Annotated in this window: 15 protein-coding genes and 1 pseudogene; 7 read left to right on the plus strand and 9 right to left on the minus strand. The window is 31.6% G+C overall.

The genetic code is table 11. The annotated features are described in order from the left end of the window. The first annotated feature begins 65 nt into the window (after positions 1-65). A complete protein-coding gene (locus tag JG553_RS07030) occupies positions 66-173 on the plus strand; it encodes a hypothetical protein (RefSeq protein ID WP_001802312.1) in 108 nt (35 codons plus the stop codon). Positions 174-183: 10 nt separating this feature from the next. Here JG553_RS07030 and JG553_RS07035 read toward each other — a convergent pair whose 3' ends face one another. Together JG553_RS07035 and JG553_RS07040 are read right to left on the minus strand one after the other, a co-directional pair. Further along, positions 184-1,746, minus strand: a complete 1,563-nt coding sequence (locus tag JG553_RS07035) for an SLC13 family permease (protein WP_000323161.1) — start codon at positions 1,744-1,746, stop codon at positions 184-186. 204 nt (positions 1,747-1,950) lie between these two features. Further along, positions 1,951-3,048, minus strand: coding sequence for a glycosyl hydrolase family 28-related protein (locus tag JG553_RS07040; protein WP_000275730.1), 1,098 nt, complete (start codon positions 3,046-3,048; stop codon positions 1,951-1,953). 371 nt (positions 3,049-3,419) lie between these two features. On the opposite strand from JG553_RS07040, the gene JG553_RS07045 reads away from it, so the two are divergent. Further along, the gene (locus JG553_RS07045; protein ID WP_000149686.1) at positions 3,420-3,980 is read left to right on the plus strand and encodes a cysteine hydrolase family protein; all 561 of its coding nucleotides are present in this window, start codon (positions 3,420-3,422) and stop codon (positions 3,978-3,980) included. Positions 3,981-4,032: 52 nt separating this feature from the next. Beyond that, positions 4,033-4,962, plus strand: a complete 930-nt coding sequence (locus JG553_RS07050; protein ID WP_001140871.1) for a manganese-dependent inorganic pyrophosphatase — start codon at positions 4,033-4,035, stop codon at positions 4,960-4,962. Between the two features lie 194 nt (positions 4,963-5,156). On the opposite strand, the gene JG553_RS07055 is transcribed toward JG553_RS07050, so the two are convergent. Further along, positions 5,157-5,330 carry a hypothetical protein gene (locus JG553_RS07055; RefSeq protein WP_001790680.1) on the minus strand — a complete coding sequence of 58 codons (174 nt, stop codon included), beginning with the start codon at positions 5,328-5,330 and terminating at the stop codon, positions 5,157-5,159. Between the two features lie 51 nt (positions 5,331-5,381). Between JG553_RS07055 and JG553_RS07060 the strand changes: the two genes are divergently transcribed. Then, the gene (locus JG553_RS07060; protein ID WP_001021214.1) at positions 5,382-6,761 is read left to right on the plus strand and encodes an aldehyde dehydrogenase; all 1,380 of its coding nucleotides are present in this window, start codon (positions 5,382-5,384) and stop codon (positions 6,759-6,761) included. 119 nt (positions 6,762-6,880) lie between these two features. Here JG553_RS07060 and pglS read toward each other — a convergent pair whose 3' ends face one another. Beyond that, the gene (gene pglS / locus JG553_RS07065; protein WP_000181322.1) at positions 6,881-7,909 is read right to left on the minus strand and encodes a 6-phosphogluconolactonase; all 1,029 of its coding nucleotides are present in this window, start codon (positions 7,907-7,909) and stop codon (positions 6,881-6,883) included. A 269-nt stretch (positions 7,910-8,178) separates the two neighbouring features. Between pglS and JG553_RS07070 the strand changes: the two genes are divergently transcribed. Then, the gene (locus tag JG553_RS07070) at positions 8,179-8,580 is read left to right on the plus strand and encodes a YolD-like family protein (protein WP_000205106.1); all 402 of its coding nucleotides are present in this window, start codon (positions 8,179-8,181) and stop codon (positions 8,578-8,580) included. A 17-nt stretch (positions 8,581-8,597) separates the two neighbouring features. Here the strand turns inward: JG553_RS07070 and JG553_RS07075 are convergent. Both JG553_RS07075 and JG553_RS07080 read right to left on the minus strand, forming a co-directional pair. Next, a pseudogene (locus JG553_RS07075) lies at positions 8,598-8,806 on the minus strand (transposase); the annotation flags it as partial. Positions 8,807-9,152: 346 nt separating this feature from the next. Continuing rightward, positions 9,153-9,326: a hypothetical protein gene (locus JG553_RS07080; protein ID WP_000267034.1), complete on the minus strand. Its 174-nt coding sequence runs from the start codon at positions 9,324-9,326 to the stop codon at positions 9,153-9,155. A 450-nt stretch (positions 9,327-9,776) separates the two neighbouring features. On the opposite strand from JG553_RS07080, the gene JG553_RS07085 reads away from it, so the two are divergent. Further along, positions 9,777-10,817 (plus strand): C45 family autoproteolytic acyltransferase/hydrolase, encoded by a 1,041-nt coding sequence (locus JG553_RS07085; protein WP_001188077.1) that lies wholly within the window; start codon positions 9,777-9,779, stop codon positions 10,815-10,817. Between the two features lie 56 nt (positions 10,818-10,873). On the opposite strand, the gene JG553_RS07090 is transcribed toward JG553_RS07085, so the two are convergent. From JG553_RS07090 to JG553_RS07100, 3 genes are read right to left on the minus strand one after another with little or no spacing between them, the layout of a single operon-like run. Beyond that, on the minus strand, positions 10,874-11,716 hold the full coding sequence (locus tag JG553_RS07090) for a DUF4097 family beta strand repeat-containing protein (protein ID WP_000713072.1): 843 nt from the start codon (positions 11,714-11,716) through the stop codon (positions 10,874-10,876). Next, a complete protein-coding gene (locus tag JG553_RS07095; RefSeq protein ID WP_001033971.1) occupies positions 11,713-12,270 on the minus strand; it encodes an HAAS signaling domain-containing protein in 558 nt (185 codons plus the stop codon). Before JG553_RS07095 ends, JG553_RS07090 begins: the two co-directional genes overlap by 4 nt. Before the next feature lie 59 nt (positions 12,271-12,329). Further along, a complete protein-coding gene (locus tag JG553_RS07100; RefSeq protein ID WP_000966288.1) occupies positions 12,330-12,854 on the minus strand; it encodes a membrane protein in 525 nt (174 codons plus the stop codon). 120 nt (positions 12,855-12,974) lie between these two features. Between JG553_RS07100 and JG553_RS07105 the strand changes: the two genes are divergently transcribed. Continuing rightward, positions 12,975-13,538: a thioredoxin family protein gene (locus JG553_RS07105; RefSeq protein ID WP_000182842.1), complete on the plus strand. Its 564-nt coding sequence runs from the start codon at positions 12,975-12,977 to the stop codon at positions 13,536-13,538. Positions 13,539-13,571: the final 33 nt, after the last annotated feature.

The following is a 13,571-nucleotide window of genomic DNA, read 5'->3' on the forward strand; positions in this document are numbered from 1 at the left end:
TTTTCTAGGTTCTACAATTTAAATAAAATAAAGAGTCAACCAAGGATTAAAATAGGAATCCATCCTTGGTTGACTTTCTTTTGTTTGTATTGTTTTTACACGATGCTGCGGTATACGTTTCGTTACCACTCGTCCAAGCAATTGCTAATGTAACCTTTTATTTTTCGTTCTAATCTGCAATTACTATTTCAATGGCAGTGGTTGATTTATATCAATACCTAAAACTATAGGCATTACATAATACACGACTAAAATAATAATTATTGCACTGATTAAGTTTACCCAGAATCCTACTGATGCCATTTGTTTGATAGATATTTTACCAGAACCAAAGATAATTGCATTCGGTGGTGTCCCTACTGGTAACATGTATGCACAGTTAGCCGCCATAGCTGCAGGTGCCATAAGTAGTAATGGATGCACTCCAACAGCAACAGACAACGTTGCTAAAATCGGTAAAATCATCGTTGCAGTTGCAGTATTAGATGTCACTTCAGTTAAAAATAAGACAAAGATTGTTATGACAATTACAATAAGAATCGGACTAACACCATTTAATGATTTCAACTGTTCGCCTAACCATTTTGCTAAACCACTTTCAGAAATACCTTTCGCTAATGCTAAACCGCCACCAAATAAAATTAATACACCCCAAGGGAGCTCTTTTGCAACTTCCCAGTCAATGATACGGCGATGTTTTTCAGTATTTTTAGCTGGAATAATAAATAATAATATTGATATAAAAATAGCAATCGTACCATCTGCAACAGATGACGTAACTTCCCATTTTTTCAGAAGAAACTCTCTTGTAATCCATAATAAGCTAGCAAGTACAAAGATAGTTTGTACTACCTTTTCTTCATACTTCATTTTGCCAAGCTCGTCTAACTTTTGTTTAATTAACGTCTGACCACCAGGTAAATATTTCAAATCATGTCTAAACGCAACATATCTTAAATAGAGCCAAGTAATACCTAACAAAACAATGACCGTTGGAATCCCTACAATCATCCATTTAGCAAAACTAATTTCATGTCCAAAATGTTGCATGTATTGTCCTTTTAAAATAATTAATGGCGGGGTTCCGATTAATGTACCCAAGCCACCAATCGTACCTGCATAGCCAATTGCTAAAACTAGAGATTTTTCAAACTTTTGAATACTTGTTTGATTCGTATTGGCTTCTTGTAAATCATGTGCTTCCTTAATAATTGCTAAACCAATCGGAATCATAATCATTACAGCTGCAGTGTTCGATACAAACATAGATAAGAATCCTGTTGCCACCATGAATCCAAGTAATATTTTTGAAGTGCTTGCACCAATCAAATTAATAATTGTCAACGCTACTCTCGTATGTAAATTCCATCTTTCCATTGCAATTGCCAAAATAAATCCACCTAAAAACAAAAAGATAATATCATTGCCATATTCGGATGATACTTGTTCTGGTGTAAGTATATGACCTAATGGTAATAACACAATTGGTAATAAGCTCGTTGCTGCAATAGGAATTGCTTCAGTAATCCACCAAGTCGCAATCCATAAAGTAATCGCTAAAACATAGACGCCTTTCCAAGGTAAGTCTTGTGGATGAAAGAATAATAATGTTAATAGGAAAAGTAATGGACCTAATATTAGTCCAATAAGTTGTCCCGCACTAAACGGTTTCTTTTTCTTTGATTTTGAAAAGAATGTTAAATACCTTTTCGATATCATTGATTGATGTTGATTGAAATAAGCCATAAATTTCCCCCTCATGATGATTATGACAAGCTACTTCAACTCACTATATTAGAGTATAGAAAGTTGTCTATCTTGTATTATCATTACCGTCAAAATACCCCTTTTATCAGATAATTGGGTTTATTATAGCATATTTATACCGTTTTATGAATGCGCTTTCAAAAATTATCTACTATTCTTAATCCTAATGTCATGCGAAACTTTTTACTTTTTTATTTCATCTACATTGATTGTAGTAACTTGAATACCCGCTTCAACAGGACTTAAAAACACTGTATCAATATCTTCTAAATGAATTGATTGAGTCGAATTATTGAATGTATTCCCAACGATTAATACATCTTTATGTTTAACATTATTATAATTACGTACATGTATCGCATCTTTAGACATTGATCCTTTAAATTCATTTCCAATTATATTCATATTTATGCCTGCTTGGGAACCTAAGTCTTTTCCTGTCATCACATCTGCTGCATTTTTACCATCTCTAACTCCTAAATATCTAATGCCACCCTCACAGTTAATAAACTTATTATTAATAATGAAAGCATCTTTATACTTCAAGGGAGTTAATGCATAACCTTGTATATCTTCAAATATATTATTTCTAATATGAATATTCTCATAGTATCGATTATGTCTACTTGCATGTGAGCCAATAGCACGATTCCAACTTCCCATTTCGGGCAATTCTGAAGGTCCAAAATAACAATCTTCGATAATGACATTTTTCGTTATCGTACCATCTGTCGTTCCGAATTTTGGAAAAGCACCAGGTACTTGAATGTCTAATTGTATTGCTTCAGAATAAAAGCGTTCGCCACTATAGTCTATGAATCCTTCAAATGAACAGCTTTTAATATAGAGTCCGTTAATCCCACAAGCATCAATTGCATGACCACTCACTACATTCTTAATGGTCACACCTATTAATTGAATATCTTCAGCATGCCCAATGCACATAGCTGTATTGTTATAAGGATACGATACACCATTCATATCAAACTTGCCGCCTTTAATATGAATATGACTGTGTCCATTATAACCACGATAAAAACCAAAGCGACGACCATTTTTTAATAAAGGACCAGAATGACATCGGCGTAAAATAGTTTCATTATCTAACAAAAGTGTTGTATTGCCATATATCGTTAATGGTTTGCAAATATCATACGTCCCTTTCGGTATATAAACTGTCGTTGGTTTACATCTTCCACGATTTAACGCACGTTGTATTGCTCGAGTATCTTTAGTTTTGTTTATGCCTGTTAACCCATAATCTTTCATATTGATATACATAAATCGTCATCCTTTGTCTATTTTCTAATTACTCATATATTAACCAATTATTCAAATTATAATCGTGTTAGGTTGATTTAACAGATAGTCATAAATCTCGTGATGCCATCTATTAGCATTTTTATATTCAAAACATCAACACTTGATATTAGTTCTAAGTTTGTCACATTTAGTATTCTATTACAGCTATTTTAAAACTATCGCAAAAATTTCTTATATTATTTGTTGATTGCGTGATTTGCTCTTCCAAAAAAGTTGATTAATCTATATACTTAATCTATATTTATATATTAACCATTAGGGTTAAAAATTACTCTAGCATTTATGAATAGATGGGAGTTTATTTTATTATTATATAGGAGAGATGTTGAATGACACATCGCGCACTATTAGTTGTTGACTATTCATATGACTTTATCGCAGACGACGGCTTACTAACATGCGGTAAACCTGGACAAAATATTGAAGATTTTATTGTTTCTCGTATCAATGACTTTAATTATTATCAAGACCATATATTCTTTTTAATGGATTTACATTATTTACATGACATTCATCATCCTGAAAGTAAATTATTCCCACCACACAATATCGTAGATACAAGTGGTAGAGAATTATACGGTAAAGTAGGTAAATTATACGAAACAATTAAAGCGCAACCTAATGTACATTTCATTGATAAAACGCGCTATGATTCGTTCTTTGGTACCCCGCTTGATAGTTTATTGAGAGAAAGAAGTATTAATCAAGTCGAAATCGTTGGTGTATGTACCGATATTTGCGTGTTACATACAGCAATTTCTGCATACAACTTAGGTTATAAAATTTCAGTACCTGCTGAGGGAGTGGCTTCATTTAATCAAAAAGGGCATGAATGGGCACTTGCACATTTCAAAAACTCATTAGGTGCAGAGGTAGAACAACACGTTTAAATCGTGCTAAAATAATTATAAAGAATACAATTTACAAGGGAGATATTTGACAATGGCTAAAACATATATTTTCGGACATAAGAATCCAGACACTGATGCAATTTCATCTGCGATTATTATGGCAGAATTTGAACAACTTCGAGGTAATTCAGGAGCCAAAGCATACCGTTTAGGTGATGTGAGTGCAGAAACTCAATTCGCGTTAGATACATTTAATGTACCTGCTCCGGAATTATTAACAGATGATTTAGATGGTCAAGATGTTATCTTAGTTGATCATAACGAATTCCAACAAAGTTCTGATACGATTGCCTCTGCTACAATTAAGCATGTAATTGATCATCACAGAATTGCAAATTTCGAAACTGCTGGTCCTTTATGTTATCGTGCTGAACCAGTTGGTTGTACAGCTACAATTTTATACAAAATGTTTAGAGAACGTGGCTTTGAAATTAAACCTGAAATTGCCGGTTTAATGTTATCAGCAATTATCTCAGATAGCTTACTTTTCAAATCACCAACATGTACACAACAAGATGTTAAAGCAGCTGAAGAATTAAAAGATATTGCTAAAGTTGATATTCAAAAGTACGGCTTAGATATGTTAAAAGCAGGTGCTTCAACAACTGATAAATCAGTTGAATTCTTATTAAACATGGATGCTAAATCATTTACTATGGGTGACTATGTGACTCGTATTGCACAAGTTAATGCTGTTGACCTTGACGAAGTGTTAAATCGTAAAGAAGATTTAGAAAAAGAAATGTTAGCTGTAAGTGCACAAGAAAAATATGACTTATTTGTACTTGTTGTTACTGACATCATTAATAGTGATTCTAAAATTTTAGTTGTAGGTGCTGAAAAAGATAAAGTTGGCGAAGCATTCAATGTTCAATTAGAAGATGACATGGCCTTCTTATCTGGTGTCGTTTCTCGAAAAAAACAAATCGTACCTCAAATCACTGAAGCATTAACAAAATAATACTATATTACTGTCTAATTATAGACATGTTGTATTTAACTAACAGTTCATTAAAGTAGAATTTATTTCACTTTCAATGAACTGTTTTTTATTTACGTTTGACTAATTTACAACCCTTTTTCAATAGTAGTTTTTATTCCTTTAGCTACCCTAACCCACAGATTAGTGATTTCTATACAATTCCCCTTTTGTCTTTACATTTTCTTAAAATATTTGCGATGTTGAGTATAAATTTTTGTTTTCTTCCTACCTTTTTCGTTATGATTAAAGTTATAAATATTATTATGTACACGATTCATCGCTCTATTTTCAACTTTCAACATATATAATTCGAAAGACCATTTAAAATTAACGGCCACAACATTCAAATCAATTAATCGCTTTTTCCAAAATAATCATATAAGGAGGTTCTTTTCATTATGAATATCATTGAGCAAAAATTTTATGACAGTAAAGCTTTTTTCAATACACAACAAACTAAAGATATTAGTTTTAGAAAAGAGCAATTAAAGAAGTTAAGCAAAGCTATTAAATCATACGAGAGCGATATTTTAGAAGCACTATATACAGATTTAGGAAAAAATAAAGTCGAAGCTTATGCTACTGAAATTGGCATAACTTTGAAAAGTATCAAAATTGCCCGTAAGGAACTTAAAAACTGGACTAAAACAAAAAATGTAGACACACCTTTATATTTATTTCCAACAAAAAGCTATATCAAAAAAGAACCTTATGGAACAGTTTTGATCATTGCACCATTTAACTATCCTTTTCAACTAGTGTTCGAACCTTTAATCGGTGCTATTGCAGCAGGTAATACGGCAATTATTAAACCATCTGAGTTGACGCCTAATGTTGCACGAGTGATTAAACGGTTAATCAATGAAACATTTGATGCAAATTACATTGAAGTTATTGAGGGAGGAATTGAAGAAACGCAAACGTTAATTCACTTACCTTTTGACTATGTCTTCTTTACAGGAAGTGAAAATGTAGGCAAAATCGTTTATCAAGCTGCCAGCGAAAATTTAGTTCCTGTGACATTAGAAATGGGCGGTAAATCTCCAGTCATCGTTGATGAAACAGCGAATATTAAAGTTGCTAGTGAGCGCATTTGTTTTGGGAAATTCACTAATGCCGGCCAAACATGTGTTGCACCAGATTACATTTTAGTACACGAATCTGTAAAAGATGATTTAATCACAGCCCTATCAAAAACGTTGCGTGAATTTTATGGTCAAAATATACAACAAAGTCCAGATTATGGCCGCATTGTAAACCTTAAACATTATCATCGTCTGACTTCATTACTTAACAGTGCACAAATGAATATTGTATTTGGTGGTCATAGTGATGAGGATGAACGTTATATAGAACCAACATTGTTAGATCACGTTACAAGTGATTCAGCAATTATGCAAGAAGAAATTTTTGGTCCTATCTTACCGATTTTAACGTATCAGTCATTGGATGAAGCAATAGCCTTTATTCACCAAAGACCAAAACCTTTGAGTTTATATTTATTTAGCGAAGATGAAAATGCTACACAACGTGTAATAAACGAGCTATCATTTGGCGGCGGCGCTATTAATGATACATTGATGCACCTAGCGAATCCTAAATTACCATTTGGTGGTGTTGGTGCCTCAGGTATGGGACGCTATCATGGTAAATATTCATTCGACACTTTTACACATGAAAAAAGCTACATTTTCAAATCTACACGATTAGAATCAGGTGTCCATTTACCACCATATAAAGGTAAATTTAAATACATCAAAGCTTTCTTTAAAAATTAATTTTTGAGACAAAAATAAACCATGCTTCCATAATTTGATGTTCTTGAAAACAATAAATTTCAAGGTATACACAAATTTTTTGGAAACATGGTTTTCTTTTTATCATGATTAATTAAAGATTAAAATATGACACATACACCTTCAGATGCTACACGAGTGTTATCACATAGCGTAATTTTACCTGTTTCTTTATTTCTTTCGAAAACAGTTACAACTGAATCTCCTTGCTCATGAGCACAAACTAAAAGGTCATCTGATGAGGCAATATTAAAATCTCTTGGGAATTGACCACCACTTTCAGTAATTGTTACTAGTTCTAAGTGTTGACCATTATCAAGAACTTTAAAAATTGCAATGCTATCATGCCCTCTATTAGATACATATAAGAATTGTTGATCATGAGATAAACGCACTGCTGCAAGTTTAGTATCTCCATCAAAGTTTTCAGGAATTGTTAAATGACGCTCGAGCTCTTCAAATTTACCGTCATTATATTCTGCAACACTCACAGTATTTGATAATTCGTGTACGACATAAGCAAATTTTCCATTATCATGAAATTCAATATGTCTTGTCCCATCACTATCTTTAAATAAAGATTCTTTATAAAATTCAAACCCGTTGTCATCAAATTTATAAGTAACGATACGATCAGCACCTAAATCTGTTACTGCAACGTACTTACCATCTGGAGTTTGATTAATATAATGTGCGTGTGGATGATCTTGTCTTTCATGTGTACCTGTTGGAAAATCATGTGCAAGTTCTTGAATTAGACGTATAATTTCACCTGTGTGCGTATTTAATTCATACATACGTATGATGCCAGCACCATATACCGCTTCAAATAAATATCGTTTATCTTCTGAAATCGATACATAACAACCTGTACCAGCTTTTGAAGACAAACATTTATTTAATAAATGCAATTCACCATTGTCATCAATTTTCAAACTTGCAACACCGCATTGTTCTCCTTCTTTGTTGATTCCATATAAAACTTCATTATTACGCACCAAATATGTAGACGCTTCTAATTCAAATCCTGTTTCTAATAAATCAATACGTGACTGATTTTCGTTTAATTCAAAACGATAAATCCCTTTACCATTCTTTTTAGTGTAAGAACCAATATATCCATTTGTCATTACTTTTACCCCTCCATGTTAGTCTTATTTTCATTTTATTAAATTTTAGCTAGAATTAACAATCATTTATCATTTCCTTAAAGCTAAAACTATTTAACTACTTTAAAAGAACTATTTGCTGTGATATGTCATTATTCGATTTTAATTAATCCCTCTTTTTTACTTACACGAGCATTAATTATTAACGCGTTTATGCTTCCACAAAATTTTTGTTGCAAAATAGAACACATGTTCGTATAATGTAATTATCAGATTGGGGTGAATTAAGGATGACAAGTTATGAAGAAGAAACTGATTATCGTAACGTTCCAAGAGAATTACTAGATAACAATATACCTATGGGAAGAGGCATGATTAAATGGGCTCCTTTTGCAACATTACCCGAACAATTCGAAACGATTCAACAATACATTATCGACCAAAACAAAATTACACGTCCTGTATTATCAGATGATCAATTGGCTGAGCTAAACATTCGGCTACACGAGGCGCTACAATATGCCCAACCTGTAGAAGTTAAATTTTATAATAATGGCTTTGTAGATTCAGTACGCTTAACCATTTATCGTATTGATGCTATTAATTATGAAATTGATGGTTATGTTTACAATCAGCAACAACGTCAAAAAATTTCTATCTTTGATATCTTAGATATTGTCTTGTTACCTTAATGCTTTGAACATAATTAAACAGATTGAGTATATGCATATAAGATGATTTTTAACATCATTTTTGGATGATAGGATGTTGCGCCACGATGATGTCTGAATTCATCGAATTCGCTATCAGGTATTGTTTCAACAATTTCATTAACATATCGTGAAATATCATTTTGAGGGATTCTAACAGAAGTTTCTATTGGTAGTGTAGTTGGGGCATGTTATAATTTTTATACATAAGGCACCTCGTTAATTTAGTTTAGTGGTATTTATTAAATTATAAGAAGGGACCCAACACAGAAAATTCATTTTATTGAATTTTACATTTATGTGCAAGTTGGGCAAAGTGTCTTATTTTTTAAAAGTATTTCAAAGTAAAATTACATGTTAATACGTAGTATTAATGGCGAGACTCCTGAGGGAGCAGTGCCAGTCGAAGACCAAGGCTGAGACGGCACCCTAGGAAAGCGAAGCCATTCAATACGAAGTATTGTATAAATAGAGAACAGCAGTAAGATATTTTCTAATTGAAAATTATCTTACTGCTGTTTTTTAGGGATTTATGTCCCAGCCTCTAAATGTTATTAGTTATTTTTACTTTCAATATCAGAAATAATTTCTTTAGTTTTTCTTTCAATATCTTCAAAATCTTTTTTAAAGATATAAGCAAATGCTACTACACCAACACCAGCAACTAATGTTGTAATAGCAACTAAGCTAAATACGAATTTAAACACACATTTAATAAAATTCCACATCTCAATTTCACCTCTGTTAAATTAAATACCTATCTACATTTCATTATACTATCATATATAGAATAATCATTAAATAAATACCCACTTTCACGAAATATATTCATCAAATTATATAGTGAGCAAGCTAATGATTATTTTCAAAAATGCCGAGGAACCTCTGTTTCAACGTGACATGACCTTATATGCTAATGTTAACAATGACTATTATCGTGAATGCTAACTTAAGATTGATATTTATGATAAGATGATTTTAAGTTTTTAACTCAATATCCCCACCATCTATAAAAATATGTTTTAACTGATTGATAAGTCTTATACACCGAGAAATCACCTCAAACAATTTTATATTTCATTTAGTAAAATATAACTTTATTTAACATGACATTCAATATACATACGATTACTATTTATTTACAATATATTACAACTAAAAAGAAAGGGGCCGATGATATGCAACAAGTGACATCAGATATCATGACTTTTAGAGGTTCACATTTCGAGTTAGGTGTTAAAACTGGTAAATGGCTTCAACAAACACCTCTTCTAAAAAATCGAGAAAAAGAATGGAAAAAACGTGTCCCACGTTTCGATATAGATGTAAATGAAACTTATCAAATATTCCAAACATACGCACCTCAAATATGGGAAGAATTAATGGGACTACAAAGTATACTCAAAATGCCAACACGCCAAATTATTTTAAACTTTGGACATTATCGTTTTACCGATTTAAAAGAAAGTGGTTGCACGGTCTTTCAAGGCAAAGACTTCATGGTTAGAAATTATGATTACCACCCTGCAACTTATGATGGTCGCTACTTACTTTATCAACCTACAGATAGCGGTTTAGCTCAAATTGGTCCTGTATCAAGGGTAACTGGAAGAATGGATGGTATGAATGAGTCAGGATTAACTATGGGCTATAACTTTATGCACCGGAAGAAACCAGCAAATGGTTTTGTATGTTATATGATTGGTCGTCTAATTCTTGAAAATTGCCGAAATGTAACAGAAGCAATCCAATTATTGAAAGAAATACCACACAGAAGCTCATTTAGCTACATACTGATGGACAAATCATTGAACCATGCAATTGTTGAAGTGACACCGAGATCAATAGATGTTCGTTATGATAATATATGTACAAATCATTTTGAAATATTAACACATGAAAATCGTAATTATACAAAAGAATCTAAAGAAAGACTGGCGCGTACCATTTCACAAACTAATGATAATTTAGATATGACTACAGCATTTAAGTTATTCAATAATCCTCAGTATGAAATTTACAGTAAACTATTCAAAAGCTGGTCTGGCACCATCCATACATCAATGTATCAACCTGAAACATTAACTGCATATTTTACATTGGGAGAAAATGCGCCACCAGAAATAATAGATTTCAAATCATGGTTAGATGGTCAAGACCTTAATATCACTCACTTTACTGGCAATATAGATACCGACTTAACTTTTGCCAACAAATAAATAACACCGATATTAGAGAAATTATGCTTCCTAATATCGGTGCTTACATCCTTTATTTATTCAACTTTGATATTACCATCAATCGTATAAAATTCTAAAACATTGTCGCTTTTCCCAACTTTACCATTAGTAAATGTTTTATTTTTAACTACGCTATCACCCGTTCCCGGATTTAGCTTTAGTATAGTGTCTTCAGGTTTACTATCATACTTAAAACGAATATCTCCTTGTTTAGTAGAAGCTTTTGCATCTACTTTTGATGGCATGTTTTTAAATTCAATGTCACCATGATCGTTTAAAAATATGGATTGTTTAATTTGACTCTTGTCGATTTGTAGCGTACCAATAACAACTTTAATATTGCTATTTTTAATGTTACTTTTACTAATATAAGTAGAACTATTATTTGTCTTTGAATCTAGTGCGTCAAGATTTGAGTTTTTAATAACTACTTCACCGTTAATGCTTTGAATACTTGTGTTCTCTAAATCAACATCACTGATTCTAACACTTCCTGCTCCAGATGATAGATTTAAACGTTTAATCATTTTATCAGGCATTTCAATCGTTAACGTTTTCTTATTCTCATGAAAAGGATTCATATCAATTGCATATCCTCTTGTCTTAGACCTTTTATCACTAATCTTCAACGTCTTATCTACTATATTAATTAATATATCATTGTCACCATCATATTTAACTCTAAATTGATTCCCCCGTTTTATACGAAGTTCTGTACTATCCAAATTTATAGATACATTGTCAAAAGCATCGTCTTTGAATGTTTTATCATATTGTTTAGTACCATATTTGTTTTTATCATAGCTGAACCAAATAATGGTTGCTGCTGTAAAAAAGACAACAAACACTAAAAGCCCAATAAAAAAGAATTTCTTCATTTTCTAACGCTTCCTTTGACAGTTTTAATATACCAAAGTAAATATTTTAAGATTAAACGATAAATGTATTCTAAAATCTTAAATATGACAATGATAAATACTAATCCTAATCCTGAATATGATATGGCAAAAAATACATTACTAATTGAGTCCACAATTCCTCTGGATATTGCTGATGCTAATAAAATAATTGGACAAAACAGCAGCAAAAGTGATATTAAAAATAATGCTAATACAAATAATCCAACTATAGATACTGGTATAAGGATGACAAAAATAGATAGAATGCCTAAACTTAATGAAGCAGCAACAGCTCTTGAAATATTTTCAAATGTTGGTTTAGATTCAGCATAATCAATAACACTTCTAGCTTTTGTTTCAGCTGCAACATCTTGTGGGTCTTTTAACTTCTTTAAAATTTCCCCTTCATCAACGCCATTAAGTTCTTGCTCATAAAAATAACGTTCATATTCATACATTTTTTGATCTCTTAAATGCCTAGGTAGCGCATCAAGTGCTGTTTCTAATTCATTTAAATAAGTAATCTTGTTCATATAGGTCACTCATCCCAATAAAATTATTCATTCGTTTTTTATAACTTTAAGACCTAAAGCTATTTACTAAAAAATTCAATACGTTTAATTTCTAAATCTTGATAAAGTAAGTTTAATTTTAAATGGTTATCTCTATCAATATACTTTACCGATGAGAAATCATTGCCAACTTTTGTTCTTTTATATCCGAATCCAAGATTTTCAATCGCGTTATTTATCGGCGAACCAATTCCCCCATCAAAATTAGTATGTATCTTTTCATCTCTTACTAATATTATCCCCTTAACGATGTTATCCTTTTCTCTCACTTTAACGGTAAGATCAGGGTGAGCTTTACTGTTATAAAATTTAAAACGATCAAACTTAATTTTTTTATTTACTTCATAGCCTTTTTTATCAAACTTCTCATTTAATTTAATATCGTTTATTTCAAGATTAGACAAATCCACAGTTTTCGTATGACGATATTGATATAAACCAATTAATACACCAAAAGAACAGATTAAAAATAATATAAACACAACCCAGCGATTTTGAATACGCACTGATGTCACCCTTTCTTTGTACTTATTTAAATATAGCATAAGGTGCTTCCCGTTTCATCCTTAACAAAAATTAACAAAGAATTTGCAATTAATTTATTTCATTACCTTTTATTACTATAAATTGGTATAATGTTGTAAATGCTAAAGGAGGTTTTTACAATGACAAATTTAGAAACTTATTTCAAAAATAGCCAACCCTTAAATGAATACATTGATGGAATGAAGACAAATCAAGATACCGTTCTCAGTATCTATCAATCATTTGAGTTACCAGAAGATGATTCACGCATCAAAAAAATAAAAGAGATGAATTATTCTAAAGTATTAGTAATTACTGAAGACTGGTGTGGAGATGCAATGATGAATCTCCCAATTCTAAAACACATCAGTGAAGCATTAAATTTAGAAGTACGCGTGTTCCATAGAGATGATGATACAAAACTGATCGATCAATATTTAACAAATGGTAAATCACGTGCAATTCCTATCTTCGTATTCTTGAATGATCAATTCGAACAAGAAACAGTTTGGGGACCAAGAGCAAATGAAGTCCAAAAATTTGTAACTGATGTTCGTGCTGATAAATTACCGAGCAAAGATCATCCAGACTATGCAGATTTAGAAAAAGAAACACACTTAGTTATATCAAACCGCTATAAAACTGACGCTTCATTTTGGAAAGCAGTTTATAATTCCATCCTAAATAAATTAGAAAATAAATAAATTTACAATAAGACAAACTTTGAGGTTGGGAAA

It is taken from the genome of Staphylococcus sp. T93 (assembly GCF_016743875.1).
Classification (GTDB): Bacteria; Bacillota; Bacilli; order Staphylococcales; family Staphylococcaceae; genus Staphylococcus; species Staphylococcus aureus.